Origin of the sequence: Actinomadura verrucosospora, assembly GCF_039540335.1 — a bacterium.
Taxonomy (GTDB): Bacteria; Actinomycetota; Actinomycetes; order Streptosporangiales; family Streptosporangiaceae; genus Spirillospora; species Spirillospora verrucosospora.
In genome coordinates, this window is the sequence record NZ_BAABEV010000007.1 from 28,270 (window position 1) to 50,224 (window position 21,955).

Annotated in this window: 16 protein-coding genes; 12 read left to right on the forward strand and 4 right to left on the reverse strand. The window is 72.6% G+C overall.

Annotation, left to right across the window (positions count from 1 at the left end):
- Positions 1 to 103 precede the first annotated feature (103 nt).
- The gene (locus ABD944_RS10345; RefSeq protein WP_345174800.1) at positions 104 to 1,189 is read right to left on the reverse strand and encodes a DUF695 domain-containing protein; all 1,086 of its coding nucleotides are present in this window, start codon (positions 1,187 to 1,189) and stop codon (positions 104 to 106) included.
- A 67-nt stretch (positions 1,190 to 1,256) separates the two neighbouring features.
- Here ABD944_RS10345 and mnmA point away from each other — a divergent pair, with 67 nt between their 5' ends.
- The 5 genes from mnmA to ABD944_RS10370 all read left to right on the forward strand — a co-directional run bounded on the left by mnmA (position 1,257) and on the right by ABD944_RS10370 (position 8,804).
- Complete coding sequence (gene mnmA, locus ABD944_RS10350) at positions 1,257 to 2,333, forward strand: tRNA 2-thiouridine(34) synthase MnmA (protein WP_345174801.1); 1,077 nt, start codon at positions 1,257 to 1,259, stop codon at positions 2,331 to 2,333.
- A 24-nt stretch (positions 2,334 to 2,357) separates the two neighbouring features.
- Positions 2,358 to 3,176: an LLM class F420-dependent oxidoreductase gene (locus tag ABD944_RS10355; RefSeq protein ID WP_345174803.1), complete on the forward strand. Its 819-nt coding sequence runs from the start codon at positions 2,358 to 2,360 to the stop codon at positions 3,174 to 3,176.
- A 33-nt stretch (positions 3,177 to 3,209) separates the two neighbouring features.
- Complete coding sequence (locus ABD944_RS10360; RefSeq protein WP_345174806.1) at positions 3,210 to 4,211, forward strand: methionine synthase; 1,002 nt, start codon at positions 3,210 to 3,212, stop codon at positions 4,209 to 4,211.
- A gap of 51 nt (positions 4,212 to 4,262) precedes the next feature.
- Positions 4,263 to 6,431, forward strand: a complete 2,169-nt coding sequence (gene ligA, locus ABD944_RS10365) for an NAD-dependent DNA ligase LigA (RefSeq protein ID WP_345174808.1) — start codon at positions 4,263 to 4,265, stop codon at positions 6,429 to 6,431.
- A 258-nt stretch (positions 6,432 to 6,689) separates the two neighbouring features.
- Positions 6,690 to 8,804: a putative bifunctional diguanylate cyclase/phosphodiesterase gene (locus ABD944_RS10370; RefSeq protein WP_345174809.1), complete on the forward strand. Its 2,115-nt coding sequence runs from the start codon at positions 6,690 to 6,692 to the stop codon at positions 8,802 to 8,804.
- A gap of 140 nt (positions 8,805 to 8,944) precedes the next feature.
- Here the strand turns inward: ABD944_RS10370 and ABD944_RS10375 are convergent, their stop codons facing one another.
- Positions 8,945 to 9,193 (reverse strand): DUF6458 family protein, encoded by a 249-nt coding sequence (locus tag ABD944_RS10375; protein ID WP_345174811.1) that lies wholly within the window; start codon positions 9,191 to 9,193, stop codon positions 8,945 to 8,947.
- Between the two features lie 178 nt (positions 9,194 to 9,371).
- On the opposite strand from ABD944_RS10375, the gene gatC reads away from it, so the two are divergent.
- The 3 genes from gatC to gatB all read left to right on the forward strand — a co-directional run bounded on the left by gatC (position 9,372) and on the right by gatB (position 13,046).
- Positions 9,372 to 9,671 carry an Asp-tRNA(Asn)/Glu-tRNA(Gln) amidotransferase subunit GatC gene (gene gatC / locus ABD944_RS10380; RefSeq protein ID WP_345174812.1) on the forward strand — a complete coding sequence of 100 codons (300 nt, stop codon included), beginning with the start codon at positions 9,372 to 9,374 and terminating at the stop codon, positions 9,669 to 9,671.
- A 421-nt stretch (positions 9,672 to 10,092) separates the two neighbouring features.
- A complete protein-coding gene (gene gatA, locus ABD944_RS10385; protein ID WP_345175207.1) occupies positions 10,093 to 11,547 on the forward strand; it encodes an Asp-tRNA(Asn)/Glu-tRNA(Gln) amidotransferase subunit GatA in 1,455 nt (484 codons plus the stop codon).
- Positions 11,548 to 11,561: 14 nt separating this feature from the next.
- A complete protein-coding gene (gatB, locus tag ABD944_RS10390) occupies positions 11,562 to 13,046 on the forward strand; it encodes an Asp-tRNA(Asn)/Glu-tRNA(Gln) amidotransferase subunit GatB (protein WP_345175209.1) in 1,485 nt (494 codons plus the stop codon).
- Between the two features lie 97 nt (positions 13,047 to 13,143).
- Here gatB and ABD944_RS10395 read toward each other — a convergent pair whose 3' ends face one another.
- Positions 13,144 to 14,244: a PQQ-dependent sugar dehydrogenase gene (locus tag ABD944_RS10395; protein ID WP_378189365.1), complete on the reverse strand. Its 1,101-nt coding sequence runs from the start codon at positions 14,242 to 14,244 to the stop codon at positions 13,144 to 13,146.
- 405 nt (positions 14,245 to 14,649) lie between these two features.
- Between ABD944_RS10395 and ABD944_RS10400 the strand changes: the two genes are divergently transcribed.
- The 4 genes from ABD944_RS10400 (at position 14,650) to ilvC (ending at position 21,082) form a co-directional block, all read left to right on the forward strand.
- Complete coding sequence (locus tag ABD944_RS10400) at positions 14,650 to 17,475, forward strand: putative bifunctional diguanylate cyclase/phosphodiesterase (RefSeq protein WP_345174816.1); 2,826 nt, start codon at positions 14,650 to 14,652, stop codon at positions 17,473 to 17,475.
- Between the two features lie 151 nt (positions 17,476 to 17,626).
- Complete coding sequence (locus ABD944_RS10405; RefSeq protein ID WP_345174817.1) at positions 17,627 to 19,498, forward strand: acetolactate synthase large subunit; 1,872 nt, start codon at positions 17,627 to 17,629, stop codon at positions 19,496 to 19,498.
- 5 nt (positions 19,499 to 19,503) lie between these two features.
- The gene (gene ilvN / locus ABD944_RS10410) at positions 19,504 to 20,028 is read left to right on the forward strand and encodes an acetolactate synthase small subunit (protein ID WP_345174819.1); all 525 of its coding nucleotides are present in this window, start codon (positions 19,504 to 19,506) and stop codon (positions 20,026 to 20,028) included.
- Between the two features lie 70 nt (positions 20,029 to 20,098).
- Complete coding sequence (gene ilvC / locus ABD944_RS10415) at positions 20,099 to 21,082, forward strand: ketol-acid reductoisomerase (protein WP_345174821.1); 984 nt, start codon at positions 20,099 to 20,101, stop codon at positions 21,080 to 21,082.
- An 80-nt stretch (positions 21,083 to 21,162) separates the two neighbouring features.
- Here the strand turns inward: ilvC and ABD944_RS10420 are convergent, their stop codons facing one another.
- A complete protein-coding gene (locus ABD944_RS10420) occupies positions 21,163 to 21,951 on the reverse strand; it encodes a hypothetical protein (RefSeq protein ID WP_345174822.1) in 789 nt (262 codons plus the stop codon).
- Positions 21,952 to 21,955 lie beyond the last annotated feature (4 nt).

Consider the following 21,955-nt stretch of genomic DNA (forward strand, 5'->3'; position numbering starts at 1 on the left):
CCGCAGCGACACGACGAGAACCCGCACGGGCACGGAAACCCGCACCGTGGCGTGAGGATCGCCCGGCTCGTGACGGGGGTTCCAGGGGGTCGCCCCCTGGGAGTCACGGCTGGTAGGGGGCCAGGGCTCGCCAGCCGGGGTCGCTGGTGGAGGCGACCTTGGCCTTGCCCTCCGGCCAGCCCGCGGCCAGCTGGTCGAGTTCGGAGATGACGCCGGAGTCGGGGTCGGCGTACAGGTGGAAGACGCGCAGGCCGTCGCCGGTCTCGCGGACGGCGAGGACGGCGCGGTCGCCGAGCTTGGCGAGCTTCTTCTCGAACGCGCGCAGCGCGCCCGACGACGGCTCGACGGGGAGCCGGTCGGGGTTGCTGTTGGCGTACGGGACGGTGATCGCCACGTGCAGGTCGCAGAGCGGGTAGTCCTGCCGGTGCAGCGGGAACCGGGCGCCGAGGCGGGCGGGGTGGCCGCGGGGCGTGCGGCCCTCGCCGGTCAGCCAGGCCGGCTCGGCGAACGGCTCGGAGATCTGCTCCACGACCGCGGACAGCATGGACGGCGGGAGGGAGTCGATCGGCGCCTCGGTCGCGATCGTGACCTCGCCGATCCAGCGGGCCACGTCGTCCTCCCCGAGCGCCCAGTGCAGGACGTTCAGCGCGACCTGGAGCTGCTGCTCCTCGGAGACGAACAGGAAGTCGGGGTGGTAGGCGGTGATGTGCACGCGGGCGCGGTCGGCGTCGGCGCGCATGCCGAGCCGGACGTACTCCAGGTCGAACTCGTGGTCGCCGAGGATGAGGTCCTGGCCGAGCATCTCCGGGTCGGCCTGGCGGGACGGGTGGAAGCTCCAGCCGCCCGCGGCGGAGCCGGACGGGGCGGAGCGCGCCCAGCGCTCGGTCAGGCCGCGCAGCTCGGGGTCGCCGCCGCCGGTGACGGTCAGCGAGGGGTGGCGGTCGTCGGCACCGCCGATCTCCCACTGGAGCTCGGGGTGGATCTTGTGGACGAGGCGGGACAGCTCCTCCATCGTCTCGGCGGACAGGCCCTCACCGGGCGCGGCCGGATCGGACTCCTCGGACGGCTCCGGCCCGGCGGCCAGCGAGGCCTCGATCGTCGGGCGGGCCTGCGCCCACCACTCCCAGAACTCGCTGATGGCGGGCGGTGCGGCGGCGGACGCCTCGCGCGGACGACGGAAGATTCCCATAGCGGCCCCAATCGTACGCGGAAATGGAGTCGGGAGACCGGGCCACGCCGCGTACGCTCGAAGGACTATGCCCCTTCGTGTACTTGCCGCCATGTCGGGCGGCGTCGACTCCGCCGTGGCCGCCGCCCGCGCCGCCGAGGCCGGGCACGATGTGACCGGCGTCCACATGGCCCTGTCCAGCAATCCCCAGTCGTACCGGACGGGGGCGCGCGGCTGCTGCACCCTGGAGGACTCCCGGGACGCCCGCCGCGCCGCCGACGTGATCGGCATCCCGTTCTACGTGTGGGACCTCGCCGAGCGCTTCCACCGGGACGTGGTGGAGGACTTCGTCAGCGAGTACGCGGCGGGCCGCACCCCGAACCCGTGCCTGCGCTGCAACGAGAAGATCAAGTTCGCGGCGCTGCTGGACCGGGCGATGGCGCTCGGCTTCGACGCCGTCTGCACCGGCCACTACGCGCGGCTGGACGGCGGCGTCCTGCGGCGCGGCGTCGACGCGGGCAAGGACCAGTCGTACGTCCTGGCCGTCTGCACGCCCGAGCAGCTCGCGCACGCGCTGTTCCCGCTCGGCGACACCACCAAGGCCGACATCCGGCTGGAGGCGGAGCGCCGCGGCCTCCAGGTCGCCGACAAGCCCGACAGCCACGACATCTGCTTCATCGCCGACGGCGACACGCGCGGCTTCCTGGCCGAGCGGCTGGGGTCGGCGCCCGGCCCGATCGTCGACGCCGACGGCAACGAGGTCGGCGAGCACGACGGCGCCTACGCCTACACGATCGGCCAGCGCAAGGGCCTGCGGATCGGCACCCCGGCGCCGGACGGGCGACCCCGCTACGTCCTCGACATCTCCCCGGTCACCAACACCGTGACGGTGGGGCCGCGCGAGTCGCTGGACGTCCACGAGATCACCGGCGAGCGCCCCGTGTGGCTGAGCGAGGCCCCGCGGGGCCCGTTCGAGTGCCAGGTCCAGCTCCGCGCGCACGGCGAGGTCTACGACTGCACGGCCGAGCACACCGGGAACGAGCTGCGCGTCCGCCTGGCCACGCCCGCGCGGGGCGTGGCGACCGGCCAGGCCGCTGTCCTCTACGACGGCGACCGCGTCCTCGGGTCGGCCACGATCGCGGAGACCGCGCGCGTCCCCGCCTGACCAGGGTGCCGGAAGGAGAGCGCGATGCGGTTCGGTGTCTCGACGTTCGTGACCGATGAGGGGATCGGCCCCTCCGCGCTCGGGCGGGCGCTGGAGGAGCGCGGGTTCGGGTCCCTGTTCGTCACCGAGCACACGCACATCCCCGTGAAGCGGGAGTCGGAGTATCCGGGCGGCGGCGAGCTGCCGCGCATCTACTACCGGACGCTCGACCCGTTCGTCGCGCTGTCGGCGGCCGCCGCCGTCACCGCGCGCCTCCGGCTCGGGACGGGCATCGCGCTGGTCGTCCAGCGCGACCCGATCACGCTGGCGAAGGAGACCGCCTCCCTCGACCTGGTCTCCGGCGGACGCGCCGTGCTCGGCGTCGGTGCCGGCTGGAACCGGGAGGAGATGCGCAACCACGGCACCGACCCGGCGACCCGGATGCGGCTGATGCGCGAGCGGGTGCTGGCGGTCAAGGAGCTGTGGACGAAGGAGCGGGCCGAGTTCCACGGCGAGTTCGTCGACTTCGACCCGGTGTTCTCCTACCCCAAGCCCGTCCAGGACCCGCATCCGCCCGTGCTGGTCGGCGGCTCGGGGCCCACGGCGCTCGACCGGGTCGCGGAGTACGGCGACGGATGGATGCCGCTCTACGGCCGCGGAACCGGTGATCTCGCCGCCCGGATCGCGGACCTGCGCGAGCGGGCGGGACGCCGGGTGCCGGTGACGATGTTCGCCGTCCCGGCCAGGCCGGAGGCCGTCGCCGAGCTGGAGGCCGCGGGCGCCGACGAGGTCCTGTTCAACCTGCGGACCGAGCCGGAGGACGACACGCTCCGCCGCCTCGACCGGCTGGCCGCGCTGCTGTGATCGCCGCCCCGCGGCGCCGATAGGGTTTGCAGGGTGACGAGCTTTCCGTGGCAGGCCGGGACGGCGACCGGCGTCGGGTCCTATCCGGGGGAGGACCCCGCCGAGGCGCTGCGGATCGTCCTCGGCGAACTGCCCGAGCTGCCGCACCTGCCCGAGCTGCCCGCGCGCGGCCCCGGCGCCGACCTGGCGGGGCGGACCGCCGGGCTGCTGGTCGAGATGCCCGTGCACCTGGAGCCGTCCGGCTGGCGGTTCTCCGACCGCCCCGGACGCGACACGCAGCGCTCCCGCGACCACCTCGCCCGCGACCTGGACGTCCTGGAGCAGCTCGCTGGCGGCCACGACGGCCCGTTCAAGATCCAGGTCTGCGGGCCCTGGACGCTGGCCGCCTCGATCGAGCTGCGGCACGGCGACCGGGCGCTGAAGGACCCCGGCGCCGTCCGCGACCTGACCGCCTCGCTGGCCGAGGGCGTCGCCGCCCACGTGGCCGACGTCCAGCGCCGACTCCCGGCGGCGCAGATCATCCTGCAGTTGGACGAGCCCAGCCTGCCCGCCGCCCTGGCCGGGACGGTCCCGACCGCCAGCGGCTTCTCCCGCCTACGGGCGATCGAGGCGCCGATCGCCGAAGAGGCCCTCCGCACCGTGATCGGCGCGACGGACGCCTACCCCGTCGTGCACTGCTGCGCCCGGAACGTCCCCTACGGCCTCCTGCGCGGCGCCGGCGCGAAGGCCCTCTCCATCGACCTGCGCCTGATCCCAAGACGCGACGACGACGCCGTGGGGGAGGCGATCGACGCGGGGATCGGCCTGTTCCTCGGCGCCGTCCCCGCGACCGACGCCGCCCTTCCGCCCCTCAAGGCGACCGCCGAGCCGGTGCGGGAGCTGTGGCGCCGCTTCGGCTTCCCCGCCCAGCGGCTGGCCGAACAAGTCGTGATCACTCCGGCCTGCGGCATGGCGGGCGCCTCGCCCCGCCACGTCCGCGCCGCCCTCGCACGCTGCCGCGACACCGCCCGGATGCTCTACGAAGCGGCTCTCTAGAAGGGCGCGCCGAGGGCTCATATTGTCGGTCCCGTTGGCGAGAATAGGGGCATGACCATGAGCGACGGCGTTCCGACCGAGGCGCGGCAGCGCCACAAGGAGCTGAGCGAGCGGCTCGACGAGGCCAACTACCGGTACTACGTCCTCGACCAGCCGACGCTCTCCGACGCCGAGTACGACCGGATGATGCGCGACATCCGGGCGCTGGAGGAGCGGTATCCGGAGCTGGTCACGCCCGACTCGCCGACGCAGCGGGTCGGCGCGCCCATCGTCACCGACTTCGCGACCGTCCAGCACCTGGAGCGGATGCAGAGCCTCGACAACGCGATGAGCGCCGAGGAGCTGCTCGCCTGGGACGAGCGGGTCGTCAAGGAGGTCGGCGAGGTCGCCGGCTACCTGTGCGAGCTGAAGATCGACGGCCTGGCGATCGCGCTGACGTACGAGAAGGGGCGGCTCGTGCGCGGGGTCACCCGCGGCGACGGGCGCACCGGCGAGGACGTCACCAACAACGTCCGCACCATCGCCGACATCCCCGCCCGGCTGGCCGGCGAGGGCTGGCCGGACGTCCTGGAGGTCCGCGGCGAGGTCTTCCTGCCGGTCGAGGGGTTCGAGCAGGTCAACGCGGTCCAGATCGAGGCGGGCAAGGAGCCCTTCGCCAACCCGCGCAACGCGGCGGCGGGCTCGCTGCGGCAGAAGGACCCGCGGGTGACCGCGCACCGGCCGCTCGGCATGCTCGTCCACGGGTTCGGCGCGTGGCGGGGCGGGGAGCAGCCCGACAGCCAGTCCGGCGCGTACGAGCTGATGCGCGGCTGGGGCCTGCCGGTCAGCGACCGCTACAAGGTCGTCTCCGGGCTCGGCGCCGTCCGCGAGTACATCGAGGAGTACGGCGAGGACCGGCACGGCACCGCCTACGAGATCGACGGGGTCGTCGTCAAGGTCGACCAGTTCGCGCTGCAGCGCCGGCTCGGGTCGACGAGCCGGGCGCCGCGCTGGGCGATCGCGTGGAAGTACCCGCCGGAGGAGGTCAACACCAAGCTCCTCGACATCAGGGTCGGCGTGGGGCGGACCGGGCGCGTCACCCCCTACGGGGTGATGGAGCCGATCAAGGTCGCCGGGTCCACGGTGGAGCGGGCGACGCTGCACAACGCGAGCGAGGTCAGGCGCAAGGGCGTGCTGATCGGCGACACGGTCGTGCTGCGCAAGGCGGGCGACGTCATCCCCGAGATCGTCGCGCCGGTGACCGGGCTGCGCGACGGGTCCGAGCGCGAGTTCGTCATGCCCGACACCTGCCCCGAGTGCGGGACGGAGCTGGCGTACGAGAAGGAGGGCGACGTCGACATCCGCTGCCCGAACGCCAGGAGCTGCCCCGGCCAGCTGCGCGAGCGGCTGTTCTACCTGGCGAGCCGCAAGGTGCTCGACATCGAGGCGCTCGGCTACGTCGCGGCGACCGCGCTCACCCAGCCGCTGGAGCCGAGCGACCCGCCGGTGAAGAACGAGGGCGACCTGTTCCACCTCACCGTCGACCAGCTGCTCCCGATCAGGAGCCCGGTCCTCGACCAGCGGACCGGCACGGCCAAGACCGACCCGAAGACCGGCGAGCCGAAGGTGGTGTCTTTCTTCGCCAACAAGGAGGGCGAGCCGAAGAAGACGGTCGAGATCCTCTTCGAGGAGCTGGAGAAGGCCAAGCGGCAGCCGCTGTGGCGGGTGCTGGTGGCGCTGTCGATCCGGCATGTCGGGCCGTCCGCCGCTCAGGACCTCGCGCGCGAGATGCGCTCGCTCGACGCGATCGCCGAGGCGACGGAGGAGGAGCTCGCCGCGGTGGACGGCGTGGGGCCCACCATCGCCGCGTCCATCAAGAAGTGGTTCGAGGAGCCCTGGCACCGCGAGATCGTCGACAAGTGGCGGGCCGCCGGCGTCCGGATGCGGGACGAGGGGGCCGCGGGGCCGCGCCCGCTGGAGGGCGTCAGCGTGGTGATCACCGGATCGCTGGAGGGGTTCAGCCGCGACTCGGCGACCGAGGCGGTGCAGCGGCTCGGCGGGAAGGTGTCCGGGTCGGTGTCGAAGAAGACGGGCTTCGTGGTCGTCGGCGACAGTCCAGGGTCGAAATACGACAAAGCGGTCAAGTTGGGCGTGCCGGTCCTGGCCGAGGAGGGGTTCCGGGTCCTCCTCTCCGATGGGCCAGATGCGGCCAAAAACGTAACTATGCGCGCGGACGCCTAACACGGCGTGGTTGCGGGGGTTTCGACCAGGGTTGCGTTACTCAGGGGTACACTTCCACTACCCAGCGACGAGGGACGGACGCGGAAAGGAAATAACGGAACGTACGCAACCGGTTTCGCGAAGTTGAGCGAAGGCCGTACCCTCCCTCACATCACGACCCACACCTGAAATCTCCGGACGTAACACCCGGGGGGCGTCCCCCGAGGTCGGGGACGCCCGGTGCCGGGGGGCGACCCCCCGCAGCCCCCCGAGGATGTGATGAAGGACCCGAACAACACGCGGAACACGGCGCCACGCCGTGGCTCCCCGTTGTGGATCTACTTCGTCGTCGTCATCCTGCTCGGCCTCGCCGCCGCGGCCGCCGCGTTCTCCGGGCTGACCCGCGCCGACCTGGACGCGCTCGCCGGAACCCCCGTGTTCTGGATCCTCGGCTGCTTCATCATCTTCGGCGAGCTGCGGCCGATCATCACGCCCGGCAGCACCGAGAACAACGGCGCCACCACCTCGACGACGTTCTCGTTCGCCGCGCTGCTGTACGCCGGGCTGCCCATCGCCGCCGCCCTCCAGGCCGTCGCCGTGATCACCTGCGGGATCTTCCGTTCCCGCTCCCCCCACCGCATCGCCTTCAACGTCGCGCAGTACACGCTCAGCCTGGCCGCAGCCCAGTTCGTCCTCGCGCTCTCCGGCGACCTCGCGACCCCCTCGCAGCTGTGGGTGCCGCACGGCTCCGACCTGCCCGCGATCGCGCTCGCCGGCGCCGTCTACTTCGTCTGCAACGACACCCTCGTCGGCGCCGCCGTCGCGCTGCACGCCCGCGTCTCGCTCGTCAAGGCGCTCCGCTGGGACCTGGCCTACCAGGTCCTCGTGCACCTGGCGCTGCTCGGCCTCGCCCCGCTGATGGTCATCGCGATGGACCGGTCCGCCGTCTTCGTGCCGCTGATCGTCCTGCCGTTCATCGCCGTCTACCTCAACGCCTCCGTCTCGGTCCGGCGCGAGCACCAGGCGCTGCACGACGGGCTGACCGGCCTGCCCAACCGCAAGCTGCTGATCGTCCGTACCGAGGAGGCCCTCGCCGAGGCGCGCGGCGCGGAGCGGCGGCTCCCGCGCGCCGCCGGGCTCGGGGCCCGGCGCCGCAAGGCGGCCGACCCGCCGGACCACCGCGCCGGGCTGTTCCTGCTCGACCTCGACCGGTTCAAGGAGGTCAACGACACCCTCGGGCACCCCACCGGCGACCGGCTGCTCCAGCTCGTCGCGCACCGGCTCACCCACAGCGTCCGCCCCGGCGACCTCGTCGCGCGGCTCGGCGGCGACGAGTTCGCGGTGCTGCTGCCCACCGTGCGGGACGAGGCCGCCGCCCGCGAGGTCGCCGCCCGGCTGCGCGCCGCGCTCTCCGAACCCGTCCGGCTGGACGGCATGTCGTTCGATCTGGAGGCCAGCGTCGGCATCGCGCTGTTCCCCGACCACGCGCCCGACTTCGAGCTGCTCCTTCAGCGCGCCGACGTCGCCATGTACAACGCCAAGGAGGCCCGGACCGGCGTCGAGACGTACTCGCCCGGCAAGGACCGCAACTCCCCGGCCCGGCTCAGCATGCTCGGCGATCTGCGCCGCGCCATCGACCGCTCCGAGCTGGAGCTGTTCTACCAACCGAAGATCTCGCTGCGGGACGGCCACCTCGTCGGCATGGAGGCCCTGCTGCGCTGGCGCCACCCCGACAAGGGCCTCCTGGAGCCCGAGGCGTTCCTGTCGGTCGCCGAGCAGACGTACCTGATGCGCTCGATCACCCACTACGTCGTGCAGGCCGCGCTCGCCCAGACCGCCGCGTGGTGGCGGGCGGACATGCCGGTCCAGGTCGCGGTGAACGCCTCGGGACGCGACCTGCTCGACACCGGGCTCACCGAGGTCATCGAGGAGGGCCTGCTCGCCCGCGGCCTGCCCGCCGCCGCGCTCCAACTGGAGATCACCGAGCGCATCCTGATGAACGAGCCCGCCTACGCCTCCGACACGGTGAGCGCCCTCGCCGAGCTCGGCATCCCGCTCAGCCTGGACGACTTCGGCACCGGCTACTCCTCCCTCGTGCGGCTCAAGCGCCTGCCCGTCGAGGAGATCAAGATCGACTCATCGTTCGTGGGGCGCCTGGCCGACTCTGCCGACGACGCCGTCATCGTCCGCTCGATCGTCGACCTCGTCCGCACGCTCGGGCTGCGCTCGGTCGCCGAGGGCGTCGAGGACCCGGCCACCGCAGAGCGGCTGCGGGAGATGGGCTGCGACGCCGCCCAGGGCTGGCACTTCTGCCGTCCCATGGACGCCGCGACCGCCACCGACTGGCTGTACTCCTTCGCCGTCCCCTCGGTGAAGGCGCCCGGAGGCGCCTGACCGCCACGGCCGAACGCCGATGGGGGCAGGGACCGTTTCGCACCAGAAGGGTCTTCCAGCGGACGCGCGGGCAGGGCGCCGCCCAGGTGAGGGGGCGCCCTGCCCGCCGCGGGGCGTGATGCGTGGGGCGGTGTCCGCGGTCAGTAGCGGCGACGGGCCTCGTAGTCGTCGGCGTAGTACTCCTCGCGCACGGCCGCGGGCGGGGGACGGCGGTCGACGGCGCGGCGGGCGGACATGATCCGCACGATGCCGACGACGAGGCCGATCACGCCGCCGATCATGAGGATGACGCCGACCAGCCGGATGTCGATGCCGCTGATGTCGTAATTGACTGCGTATGCCAGGATCGCGCCGATGATGATCAGGGCGATGCTGCCGCCGATGGTCACGGCGGTCTCCTCTCGTTCGTCCCGGGGGTGGACGCAAGAAGCGTTCCCTCTGTGCGGGGATGAAACGGGCGACCTGGGCGACCCGCCGCGGGCACGCCCGCGTAAACGGGTCGGGGTGCGGGGGCGCGGGCCCATAGGATGGCCGTGAACCCACTTCATCGCAGGAACGGTTTCTTCAATGTCCGCCATCACCCGTGACGAGGTGTCGCACCTCGCCCGGCTGTCCCGGCTGGCGCTCGGCGACGATGAGCTCGACCATCTCGCCGCCCAGCTCGACCAGATCATCTCCGCGGTCGCGCGGGTGCAGGAGGTCGCGGCGGAGGACATCCCGCCCACCTCGCACGCGCTGCCGCTGACCAACGTCTACCGGACGGACGAGGTGCGGGAGTGCCTCCGGCCCGAGCAGGCCCTCGCCGGCGCCCCGGCCGCCGAGGAGCAGCGCTTCCGCGTGCCGCGGATCCTCGACGAGGAGGCCTGAGCGGTGACCGGAACGGAGCGCAGCGGAGTGGAGGGCGCCGCTCAGGCGGCACGCCTGGGTGGTCTGGGGGGTCGCCCCCCAGAAGTCACGCGTGCGGTGACCGGAACGGAGCGCAGCGGAGTGGAGGGCGCCGCTCAGGCGGCAGGCCCGGGGGGTCTGGGGGGTCGCCCCCCAGAAGTCACGCGTGCGGTGACCGGAACGGAGCGCAGCGGAGTGGAGGGCGCCGCTCAGGCGGCACGCCTGGGGGGTCTGGGGGGTCGCCCCCCAGAAGTCAGGCGTGCGGTGACCGGAACGGAGCGCAGCGGAGTGGAGGGCGCCGCTCAGGCGGCACGCCTGGGGGGCCTGGGGCGTCGTCCCCCCAGAAAGGACACGTGCGGTGAGTGAGCTGGTCAGGAAGAGTGCGGCGGAGCTCGGGGAGCTGATGGCCGCGGGTGAGGCGTCGGCCGTCGAGGTGGCCGAGGCGCACCTGGACCGCATCGCGGCGGTGGACGGCAGCGTCAAGGCGTTCCTGCACGTCGACCGCGAGACGACGCTGGCGCAGGCCCGCGAGGTGGACGAGCGGCGCGCGGCGGGGGAGGAGCTCGGCCCGCTGGCCGGCGTGCCCATCGCGCACAAGGACGTGTTCACCACCGCGGACATGCCCACCACCGCCGGATCCAAGATCCTAGAGGGCTGGCGGCCGCCGTACGACGCGACCGTGACGGCGCGGCTGCGGCAGGCCGGGCTGGTGATCCTCGGCAAGACGAACATGGACGAGTTCGCGATGGGCTCGTCCACGGAGAACAGCGCCTACTTCGTCTCCCGCAACCCGTGGGACCTGGAGCGGGTCCCGGGCGGGTCGTCGGGCGGGTCGTCGGCGGCGGTCGCGGCGTACGAGGCGCCGCTGTCCACCGGCACCGACACCGGCGGCTCCATCCGGCAGCCCGCCGCCGTCACCGGCATCGTCGGGATGAAGCCCACCTACGGCGGCTCGTCCCGCTACGGCGTCATCGCGTTCGCGTCCTCGCTCGACACGCCCGGCCCGTTCGCGCGCAACGTGCTGGACGCGGCGCTGCTGCACGAGGCGTTCAGCGGCCACGACGTGATGGACTCCACCTCGGTGGACCAGGCCGTCCCGCCGGTCGTGGAGGCCGCGCGCCGCGCCGACGTCAACGGGCTGCGCGTCGGGGTCGTGAAGGAGTTCGCGGGCGACGGCTACCAGGCGGGCGTCTCGGCGCGCTTCAACGAGGCGGTCGAGCTGCTGGAGTCCCTCGGCGCGAAGGTCGTCGAGGTGTCCTGCCCGCACTTCTCCTACGCGCTGCCCGCGTACTATCTGATCGCGCCGTCGGAGTGCTCGTCCAACCTCGCGCGTTTCGACGCGATGCGGTACGGCCTGCGCGTCGGCGACGACGGCAGCCGCAGCGCCGAGGAGGTCATGGCGCTGACCCGCGCGGAGGGCTTCGGGCCCGAGGTGAAGCGGCGCATCATGCTCGGCACCTACGCGCTGTCGTCGGGCTACTACGACGCCTACTACGGCAAGGCGCAGCAGGTCCGCACCCTGATCAAGCGCGACTTCGAGGCGGCGTTCGAGCAGGTGGACGTGCTGGTCTCGCCGACCACGCCGACCACCGCGTTCCCGATCGGCGAGCGCGCCGACGACCCGATCGCCATGTACCTGGCCGACCTGTGCACGATCCCGGCCAACCTCACCGGCAACGCCGCGATCTCGGTGCCGTGCGGCCTGGCGGACGGCCTGCCCGTCGGCCTGCAGATCATGGCCCCCGTCCTCGGCGACGACCGCGTCTACCGCGTCGGCGCCGCCGTCGAGCGGGCCCTCGAAGAGCGCTGGGGCGGCCCGCTGCTGGCCCAGGCCCCGGAACTGGTGGAGGCGAAGTGACCACTCCGGCCCTGATGGACTACGACGAGGCGCTGGCGAAGTACGAACCGGTCCTCGGCATCGAGACGCACATCGAGCTCGGCACCGCGTCCAAGATGTTCTGCGGGTGCCCGACGGCGTTCGGCGCGGAACCGAACACGCAGGTGTGCCCGGTGTGCCTGGGGCTGCCGGGATCGCTGCCGGTCACCAACCACGCCGCGATCGAGGGCATCATCAAGATCGGCCTCGCGCTGAACTGCGACATCGTGGAGTGGTGCCGGTTCGCCCGGAAGAACTACTTCTACCCGGACATGCCGAAGAACTATCAGATCTCGCAGTACGACGAGCCGATCTGCGTGGACGGCCACCTGGACGTCGAGGTCGACGGCGAGACGTTCCGGATCGGGATCGAGCGCGTCCACATGGAGGAGGACACCGGCAAGTCGCTGCACGTCGGCGGCTCGACCGGGCGCATCCACGGCGCCGAGTACTCCCTCGTCGACTACAACCGGGCGGGCATCCCGCTGGTGGAGATCGTCACCAAGCCGATCCCGGCGACCGGTGACCGGGCGCCGCTGGTGGCGCGGGCGTACGCGACGGAGCTGCGCGAGCTGGTCCGGTCGCTCGGCGTGTCGGACGTGCGCATGGAGCAGGGCTCGATGCGCTGCGACGTGAACGTCTCGCTGATGCCGCGCGGCGCCGAGAAGTGGGGCACCCGGACCGAGACCAAGAACGTCAACTCGCTGCGGTCGGTCGAGCGGTCCGTCCGGTCGGAGATCGAGCGGCAGGCGGGCGTGCTGGACGCGGGCGGCACCGTCGTCCAGGAGACCCGGCACTTCCACGAGGACACCGGCCGCACCACGAGCGGGCGCAGCAAGGAGGAGGCGCAGGACTACCGCTACTTCCCCGAGCCCGACCTGGTGCCGATGGCGCCGTCGCGGGAGTGGGTGGAGGAGCTGCGCGCCACCCTGCCGGAGCTGCCGGCCGCTCGCCGCGCCCGCATCCAGCGGGAGTGGAAGCTGTCCGACCTGGAGCTGCGGGACGTCGTCAACGCCGGCGCCGTCGACCTCATCGAGGCGACGGTCGCGCAGGGCACCGACGCCCCGGCCGCCCGCAAGTGGTGGATGAACGAGCTGTCGCGGCGCGCCACCGAGCAGGGCGTCGAACTGGCCGAGCTGCCGATCACGCCCGAGCAGGTCGCCCGCGTCCAGGCGATGATCACCGCGGGCGAGCTGAACGACAAGCTGGCCCGCAAGGTGTTCGAGGGCGTCCTCGCGGGCGAGGGCGGCCCGGACGAGGTCGTCGCCGCGCGGGGCCTGAAGGTCGTCAGCGACGAGGGCGAGCTGTCCTCGGTCATCGACCAGGTGATCGCCGGCAACGCCGACGTGGCCGACAAGATCCGCGCCGGAAAGGTCGCCGCCGCCGGCGCGCTCGTCGGCGCCGTGATGAAGGCCACCCGCGGCCAGGCCGACGCCGGCCGCGCCCGCGAGCTGATCCTGGAGAAGCTCGGCGCCTCCTGACCCTCCGGTCCGGGGGTTCCGAACGTCCGCCGAGGCGTCTCACCCATGGTGAGACGCCTCGGCGAACCCGAACGCGTCCCCGGTCGGGTTGTGCTGGTCAGGGGTGGGGGACGTCGATGATGCGGTCGTCGCCTGGGCGGGGTTGGCCTCGTCCGTCCTTGTTGCTGGTCGTCACCCACAGTGAGCCGTCGGGGGTGCGGACGACCGCGCGCAGCCTTCCGTAGTGGCCCTGGAAGCGGGCGAGGGGGCGCCCCACCTTGCCGTTGTCGAGGGGGACCTGCCAGAGGCGCTCGCCGCGCAGCGCGGCGGCCCACAGGGAACCGTTCGCGTAGGCGAGGCCGGACGGCGACGCCTGGTCGGTCGTCCAGGTCAGGAGCGGGTCGGTGAAGCCCTTGCGGTGGCCGACGCCCTCGACGACCGGCCAGCCGTAGTTGCCGCCCTTGCGGATCAGGTTGATCTCGTCGAAGCGGTCCTGGCCGAACTCGGTGGCGTACAGGCGGCCCGCGTCGTCCCAGGCGAGGCCCTGGACGTTGCGGTGCCCGTAGGTCCAGACGCGGGTGCCGAACGGGTTGCCGGGCGCGGGGGCGCCCTCGGAGGTGACCCGGAGGATCTTGCCGCCGAGGGAGTTCCTGTCCTGCGCCATGCCGGTCTCGCCGGTCTCGCCGGTGGTGACGTAGAGCATCCTGTCAGGGCCGAAGGCCAGGCGCCCCCCGTTGTGGATGGAGCCCTTGGGGATGCCGGTGATGATCGGTTTCAGGTCGCTGAGACGGCCGTCATAGGTGGCGCGCACGACACGGTTGTCGGACGCGGCCGTGTAGTACAGGTAGACGAAATGGTCGGTGCCGTAAGACGGGGACACCGCGACGCCGAGGAGACCGCCCTCACCTTTCGCGTCCACACCGGGCACCGTGGCGACCGTCGTCGCGCGCCCGGACGGCGTGACGCGCAGGAGCCGGGCGGTGTCCCGTTCGGTGACCAGCGCGTCGGCTCCGGGCAGGAACGCCACGGCCCACGGCACCTTGAGGTTCTCGGTGACGGAGCGGGGCATGCCGGGCCCGCCGCCGGTCGCGGACGGGGTGGCGGACGCCGGCGGCGGGGTCCGGCCCTCTCCGCCTCCGGACGGCGAGGACGAGCAGGCCGCGAGGAGCGCGGCCGCCGAGGCCACGACGACCGGGGCGAGGATGGTGTGCTGTCGCATGGGCGCCTCCCGCAGGTAGTACGGATCCCGGGTGCTCACCGTTCCCTGTTACGCAGCGTAATCCCGGGCAAGCAGGCGATCCGGGGATGTTCGGCTTTCGGACGTCCCAAACGGATCCGAGACGAGGCCGTTCGTCGCGGGAAGGTCGCCCAGCCTCAATCGCTCCGTGACCTACCGAACGTACAGTGAGCGACACGGTGATCCCGTAGTGCAGCAACGTCGCTGATCCCCGGGCAGGCGAGGCCGGTGCGCTCGCCACCGGTCCGCGCCGATCCGGCGCGGGGCACCATCCGTGACCTTCGGGCCGTTATCCAGGCGGCGAGGGTCGTGGCCCCCAACTCCCCTGGCGTGGCGCGGCCTCCGCCAGGGCCGATCAGCCCATCGGGCAGGAAGGGACGCGGCGCGATGAGCGGCGACTACGCCAGGCGGGTACCGCCGCGTGCGCTGCCGGTCGCCCTGGCGGCGATCGTCGGTGTGCTGTACGCCACCGGCTCGCTGCTCGGCTGGGGCGGCCGCGCCTTCATCGCCTGGACCGAGGCCGGCGCCGCGGGCGCCGCCGCGATCTCCCTGCTGCTGTCGTCCCGGCGCCCCGACGGGCCGTCCGCCGATCCGGCGGCCGCCCCCGGCGGCATCTGGCGCGCGTCCTGGCGGTGGTACGGCATCGCCGCCGCCTCCTGGCTCGTCGGCGCGGTCGGCGGCGCGCTGGCGTACGGCTCCGGCCGCAGCGCCCTGTCGCTGTCGGTCCCCGACCTGTTCTACCTGGTCGCGCTGGTCGCGCTCGTCATCGGGCTGGTCGCGCCGATCCGGCTGCCCCGCGACGCGGGCACGTGGCTGCGCTACGCCGCCGACACCTACGTCTGCGCCTGCGCGCTGTTCGTCCTCGGCTGGGTGGCCCTGTTCGGGAACCTGTACCACCGGTCGGGGGAGTCGCCGCCGGAGTTCCTGCTGGAACTGCTCTACCCGCTGATCGACATCGTGTTCGTCTGCGGGGCGCTGCCCTTCGTGCTCGGCGCCGCGCGCGGGCACCGCCGCCTCGCCTGGATGGGGTACGGCGCGCTGGCGGCCATCGCGGCGGCCGACATCGTGACCACGTTCGTCCGGCTGGACGGGGGCGGGTCCGCCGAGGATCCGTCCGACATCCTGCGCCTGGCGGGGCTGCTGCTCCTGCTGCTGGTGCCGTGGACGGGCCCGGCCGCCGAGCCGGAGCTGCCCGTCGACGACATCCCCGAGGACGTCGCGGCGCCCGCCGAGGAGTGCGGCCGCATGATCGGCCCCGGTCTCGCGCCCGCCGCGGTGGCCGCCGCGGCCGCGCTGTTCATCGCGGGCCACTCGATCGCCGGCAACGACGGCCTGGAGCCGGCGATCTCGATCGCCGCGGGCTCGGCCGCGCTGGTGCTGATCGCGCGCCTGGCGGCGCTGCTGCGGGAGAACGAGGCGCTGCGCCGGGCCGTGGACACCGGCGAGGAGCACTTCCGGGCCCTGTCGGAGAGCATCGACGACGCGGTGCTCATCTGCGACCTCGACGCCACCGTCCGGCACGCCAGCGCGGGCGCCCTGCGGACCTACCGCTACACCCAGGACGAGCTGCTCGGCCGCCCGCTGAACGAGATCATCCACCCGGAGGACCTGCCGCGCGTCCAGCAGGTGTTCACCGAGTTCCTGGACGAGCCGTCCGACGTGGGGCCGCAGGACGCGCTGCGCGTGTCGTGCCGGCTGCGCGCGGCCGACGGGACGTGGCTGCCGACGGAGTCCACGATCTCCCGCTACAAGGGGTCGGGCGGGGCGCCGTCCCGGCTCCTGGTCACCACCCGCGACCTGAGCGAGCGGGCGGCGCTGCAACGGCAGGTCGCCCATCTGACCTTCCACGACGGCCTGACGGGCCTGCCGAACCGGTCGTACTTCGAGGAGCGCACGCGGGAGGTGCTGTCGCGGCAGGCGTCCGGCGGCAAGGCCGCGGTCGTGTTCGTCGACATCGACGGGTTCACCGCCGTGAACGACTCCGACGGTCACGCGGCCGGCGACCAGGTGCTCGCGCAGGCGGCCCGGCGGCTGCGCGCGAACGTCCAGGCCGACGACACGGTGGCGCGGTGGGGCGGCGACGAGTTCGCGGTCCTGGTGCAGCTCCCGCCGGACGACCGTGAGACGCGCGCCACAGTCGAACTGGCCGGTCGGCTCCTTCGCGTGCTTTCGGTCGACCCATACCAGGTCGGCAACAAGCACATCGTGCTGACGGCGAGTGTCGGCATCGCCTTCGCCGCCGACGCGGAGCAGCCGAACGGCGGCGGATCGGACGCGGGGCGCAGGCTCCGCCGCAGCGCCGCCGAACTGATCCGCAACGGCGACCTCGCGATGGCCCGCGCGAAGGAGCTCGGCGGCGGGCGCGTCGAGGTGTACGCGCCGCACATGCACGCCGACGTCGTCCGGCGGCTGGAGCTCGGCAGCGACCTGCAGGCGGCGCTCGCCGAGGAGCAGTTCTCCGTGGAGTTCCAGCCGGTCGTCGACCTGGCCACGTCCCGCGTGACCGGCGTGGAGGCGCTGCTGCGCTGGCGCCGGGGGAGCGAGGCGGTGCCGCCGGAGGAGTTCATCGGCCTGGCCGAGGAGTCCGGGCTGATGATCCCGCTCGGCGACTGGATGCTGCGGGAGGCGTGCCGGGAGGTCGCCCGCTGGCGCGGCGACTCGTGGGACGTGGGCCTGTCGGTGAACTTCACCGCCCGGCAGATCGCCGCGCCCCGGTTCGTGGAGTCGGTCGCGGCGGCGCTGGCGGAGACGGGGCTGCCGCCGCAGGCGCTCACGCTGGAGGTGCGCGAGGAGGTCCTGGTCGAGGACGCCGACCAGAACGTCGAGCGCCTGTCCCAGCTGCGCGACCTCGGCGTCCGGCTCGCGATCGACGACTTCGGCACCGGGTACGCCTCGCTGGCCTACCTCGGGCAGCTCCCGGTCGACATCATCAAGATCGACCCGTCGTTCGTGGCGGGGCTCGGTTCGGACGAGACCCTGACGCTGCTCACCCGGACGATCGTGCGGCTCGGCAGCGACCTCGGGCTGACCGTGGTGGCGGAGGGCATCGAGCGGCCCGAGCAGCTGGAGCTGCTGCGGGAGATGGGGTGCCCGCGCGGCCAGGGGTTCCTCGTGGCGCGGCCGATGGCGGCGCAGCGGGTCGAGTCGCTGGTGCGGACGAACCTCGCGGGCAAGGCCCGTCCGGGCGACGTCCCGCTCCCGCTGCCGGGGTGACCGCGGTGCGCGGGGCGGTCATGCCGGGAGGCGCCCCTGCCGGACGACACTCCGTCTCGACATATGAGACAATGCGTCCAAGGATTTGACCGTTGGCCGGACATCGGCGAAAGTGGGCACGTGCAGAGCACCTCCACCATCCTCGTAGTACTTGGTCGGCGCGCAGGCTGACCAAGCTTTCCGTCCTGCGCGCCTCCCCTCGACCGCTCCATGGCGGCGGGGGTTTTTTGTTGCCCGGCGAGCCAAGACTCACTCCCCAAGGAACCGCAGAATCATGACGATCGAACAGATGACGGGAGCCCAGGCGCTGGTCCGCGCCCTGGAGAACGTCGGCGTCGACACCGTGTTCGGGATTCCGGGTGGCGCGATCCTCCCGGCGTACGACCCGCTGTTCGACTCCAGGAAGCTGCGCCACATCCTCGTCCGGCACGAGCAGGGCGCCGGCCACGCCGCCCAGGGCTACGCGATGGTGACCGGCAAGGTGGGCGTCTGCATGGCCACCAGCGGGCCGGGCGCGACGAACCTCGTCACGGCGATCTCCGACGCCTACATGGACTCGGTGCCGATCGTGGCGATCACGGGGCAGGTCGCGTCCTCGCTGATCGGCACCGACGGCTTCCAGGAGGCCGACATCGCCGGCATCACGATGCCGATCACCAAGCACAACTTCCTGGTCACCCAGGCCGAGGACATCGGCCGCACCATCGCCGAGGCGTTCCACATCGCGGGCACCGGGCGGCCCGGCCCCGTCCTGGTCGACATCGCCAAGGACGCCCTGCAGGCCACGGTCGGGTTCGAGTGGCCGGTCGCGCTGCAGCTCCCCGGGTACCGGCCCGTCACCCGGCCGCACTCCAAGCAGGTCCGCGAGGCGGCGCGGCTGATCGTCCAGGCGCGGCGCCCGGTGCTGTACGTCGGCGGCGGCGTGCTGAAGGCGGGCGCGGCCGCCGAGCTGAAGGTGCTCGCCGAGCTGACCGGCGCGCCGGTCGTCACCACGCTGATGGCCAAGGGCGCGCTGCCCGACAGCCACCCGCTGAACATGGGCATGCCGGGCATGCACGGCACGGTCGGCGCGGTCGGCGCCCTGCAGCGCGCCGACCTGCTGGTCGCGCTCGGCGCCCGGTTCGACGACCGCGTCACCGGGAAGCTGGACGGGTTCGCGCCGCACGCCAAGGTCGTGCACGCCGACATCGACCCGGCGGAGATCTCCAAGAACCGGCACGCCGACGTCCCGATCGTCGGGGACGCCCGCGAGGTGATCGCCGACCTGGTCGTCGCCCTGCAGAACGAGCACGAGGCGGGCCGCAAGGGCGACTACACCGACTGGTGGCGCCAGCTCAGCGCCTGGCGCGAGACGTACCCGCTGGGCTACGACACCCCCGACGACGGCTCGCTGTCGCCGCAGTACGTCATCGAGCGGATCGGGCAGATCGCCGGGCCGGACGCCTACTACGTCGCGGGCGTCGGGCAGCACCAGATGTGGGCCGCGCAGTTCATCAAGTACGAGCGGCCGGGCGCGTTCCTGAACTCCGGAGGCGCCGGGACGATGGGATACTCCGTCCCGGCGGCGATGGGCGCCAAGGTCGGCGCGCCGGACTCCACGGTCTGGGCGATCGACGGCGACGGCTGCTTCCAGATGACGAACCAGGAGCTCGCGACCTGCGCGATCGAGGGCATCCCGGTCAAGGTCGCCGTCATCAACAACGGCAACCTGGGGATGGTCCGGCAGTGGCAGACGCTCTTCTACGAGGGCCGCTACTCCAACACGAACTTGCACTCGGCCAGGCGGATCCCCGACTTCGTCAAGCTCGCCGAGGCGTACGGGTGCGTCGGCCTGCGCTGCGAGAAGGCCGAGGACGTCGACGAGGTCATCGCCAAGGCCATGGAGATCAACGACGCCCCCGTCGTGATCGACTTCGTCGTCCACCAGGACGCCATGGTGTGGCCGATGGTCGCGGCCGGCACCGCCAACGACGACATCAAGATCGCCCGGGACATGGCGCCCGACTGGGAGAACGGAGACTGACCCCGATGAGCCTGCACACCCTCTCGGTGCTGGTGGAGAACAAGCCCGGCATCCTGGCTCGGGTCGCGGCGCTGTTCTCCCGGCGCGGCTTCAACATCGAGTCCCTGGCGGTCGGCACCACCGAGCATCCGGAGATCTCCCGGATGACGATCGTGGTGAACGTCGCCGACCTGCCGCTGGAGCAGGTCACCAAGCAGCTGAACAAGCTGATCAACGTGCTGAAGATCGTCGAGCTGGATTCCTCGGCGTCCGTCCAGCGCGAGCTCGTGCTGGTCAAGGTGCGCGCCGATGCCGAGACCCGCTCGCAGGTCCTGGAGACCGTGACGCTGTTCCGCGCCAAGGTGGTGGACGTCGCGCCCGACGCCGTCACGATCGAGGCGACGGGCAACCGCGACAAGCTGGACGCGTTCATCAGGATCCTGGAGCCGTTCGGCATCAAGGAGCTGGTGCAGTCGGGCATGGTGGCCATCGGCCGCGGCGCCCGGTCCATCACCGACCGCTCGCTGCGGTCCATCGAGCGCAGCGCCTGACCCGCGACCCGCACGCCGCCCTCGGGCGGCACCAACCACACCAACGAAAGGCAACAGCACTGTGGCTGAGATGTTCTACGACGACGCCGCCGACCTGAGCGTGATCCAGGGCCGGCACGTGGCGATCATCGGCTACGGCAGCCAGGGGCACGCGCACGCGCTCTCGCTGCGCGACTCCGGCGTCGACGTGCGGGTCGGGCTCCGCGAGGGGTCGGCCAGCCGGGAGAAGGCGGAGGCCGAGGGCCTGCGCGTGGTCACCCCGGCGGAGGCCGCCGAGGAGGCCGACCTGATCATGCTGCTGGCCCCCGACCACCACCACCGGGAGATCTTCGAGAAGGACATCAAGCCCGCTCTCGTCGAGGGCGACGCGCTGTTCTTCGGCCACGGCTTCAGCATCCGCTACGACCTCGTCCAGCCGCCGGAGGGCGTGGACGTGGCCATGGTGGCGCCGAAGGGCCCGGGCCACCTCGTGCGCCGCCAGTTCGTCGCCGGGCGCGGCGTGCCGGTGATCGTGGCCGTGGAGAAGGACGCGTCCGGCAACGCCTGGCCGCTGGCGCTGTCCTACGCCAAGGCCATCGGCGGCCTGCGCGCGGGCGGCATCAAGACGACCTTCACCGAGGAGACCGAGACCGACCTGTTCGGCGAGCAGGCGGTGCTGTGCGGCGGCGTCTCCGAGCTGATCAAGACCGGGTTCGAGGTGCTGACCGAGGCCGGCTACCAGCCGGAGGTCGCCTACTTCGAGGTCCTCCACGAGATGAAGCTGATCGTCGACCTGATGTACGAGGGCGGCGTGTCCAAGATGTACTGGTCGGTGTCCGACAACGCCGAGTACGGCGGCTACAGCCGCGGCCCGCGCGTGATCACGCCGGAGACCAAGGCCGCGATGAAGAAGATCCTCGGCGAGATCCAGTCCGGCGAGTACGCCAAGGAGCTGGTGGACGAGTTCGAGGGCGGCCAGAAGAAGTTCACGCAGTACCGCGAGGAGCTGGCGCAGCACCCGATCGAGAAGACGGGCGCCGAGCTGCGCCCGATGATGAGCTGGCTCAACGACTGAGCCGTTCCGTGACGGCGCGGGGACCGGTGCGCGGTCCCCGCGCCTTCGCATGCCCGGCGGCGCCGCGCGGGCCCGTGGGCTCAGCGGCGGAGGCGGCGGCGGATCCTGGCGCGCAGTGAGGCGGGCTCGGCGGCCTCGGCCACGAGCAGGGCCAGGTGGCCGCCCTTGGTGAAGTAGACGGTGACGTCCTTGGTTCCGACGGCCCGCCGCTGCGCCGCCGCCTTGACCCCCTCGGCGCGCACGGACCCGAATCGGGCCTCGCGGGTGACGCCGAGCGCGGTCGCGGTGACGTGCACGTCCCAGCGCCCCGGTTCCACGGCGGCCGGGTCGGCGACGACCTCGAACCCTCCGGACCGGCCCGCGCGGGGATCGGCGACGAAGCCGTGCTCCTTGCCGGACGAGCGTTCCCGCAGGACGACGTCGACGGACGTCCGGCCGGTCTCGACGCGCTGGAGGGCGGCGGCCCCGCGGATGCGCACCTTCCTGCCCTGCCAGCAGACGGCCTCCAGGCGGTGCTCGACGCCGACCTCGGTGGTGATGTCGGCGTCCTGCCGGGAGACGCCGCGCAGGTAGGGGTACATCGCGTAGATCCGGCCGCCGACCACGACCGCGCCCGCCGGGGCCCCCTCGACCTCGTCCCGGATCAGCCGCTCCAGCTCGTCGCGCAGGCCGTGCTGGATGCAGAACGCCCTGAGCCGAACGGACGCGGGCATCGCCGCGCGGGCGGCCTCGCTCAGCCCCTCCTCGCCGAGGACGCGGCGGGTGCCCTCCAGGAGCCGCTCCCGCTGGGGGCCGTCCAGGGCCAGGAAGCGGTGGTCGTACACGCGCAGGACGTCGCGCAGGACGCTGATGGTGCTGTCCGAGGTCACGGGG